We start from the raw sequence: 746 nt of genomic DNA on the forward strand, positions 1-746 counted from the left end.
GCCGCATGGCTGGCGCCCCCGGCGGGGTCAGGGTCGCAGAGCGTGACGCGCACCCCGCGGCTGCGCAGTTCAAAAGCGGTACATAGTCCGGCGATCCCGGCACCAACGATCACGACATGCATCAGGCACTTTCCTTCCTACGGCGGCATGACCCGCATCAGGTGTAGCGGTCGGCACGAAGCCCTCTCAGCCCGGATCAACAGATCGCGCAGGCTCCCGCGGAGTTAGAAGGATTATAGGCATGGTGCAGCTCACAAACACCAATTGCATGACGGCCGGTCCCGCCGGCGGGCCGCCGCACACACAACCCGTGGTTCACTGGGAGGCATGAACACATCCGGCACCACCCACAACGCGCAGTCCTACCCCCGGCTCCTGGAGCGCAGCGACCCGTTGGCCCAAGAGCTGCTGGCCCTGGAAGAGCAGTTGCTCTCACCAGCGGTCCGGGGGGATGCGCAGCAGCTGGCTGTGCTGCTGCACGAGATGTTTGAGGAGGTGGGGGTCTCGGGCCGGCACTACACGAAGGACGAGATCATCGCGCTGTTGGCCACCCAAACGCGCACCGATAATCCCCCGGCCGCCCTGCACGCCCCGAGCCTGTTGGCCTTGTCCGAGCATCAGGTGCTGCTGCGCTGGCAGAGCACCGGGGTGCGTACCGCCCACCGCAGTTCCCTGTGGCAGTTGGAGCGGGGCCGCTGGCAGTTGCTGTACCACCAGGCACCGCCAGTGCCGTTGGCGCGCAGCAG

General features: G+C 66.8%; 2 protein-coding genes and 1 riboswitch. Of the genes, one reads left to right on the forward strand and one right to left on the reverse strand.

Features of this window, described 5'->3' with window-relative positions; all coding sequences use genetic code 11:
* Positions 1-122, reverse strand: a 122-nt coding sequence (locus JCM19049_RS21595; protein ID WP_279403452.1) for an FAD-dependent oxidoreductase, incomplete at its 3' end; no start/stop codon positions are given.
* Positions 118-230: riboswitch (TPP riboswitch) on the reverse strand. Its footprint overlaps the gene before it by 5 nt.
* Before the next feature lie 97 nt (positions 231-327).
* On the opposite strand from JCM19049_RS21595, the gene JCM19049_RS16395 reads away from it, so the two are divergent.
* Positions 328-746: nuclear transport factor 2 family protein (locus JCM19049_RS16395; protein WP_279403451.1), on the forward strand; the 419-nt coding region annotated here is incomplete at its 3' end.

Source organism: Arthrobacter sp. JCM 19049, assembly GCF_001310435.1.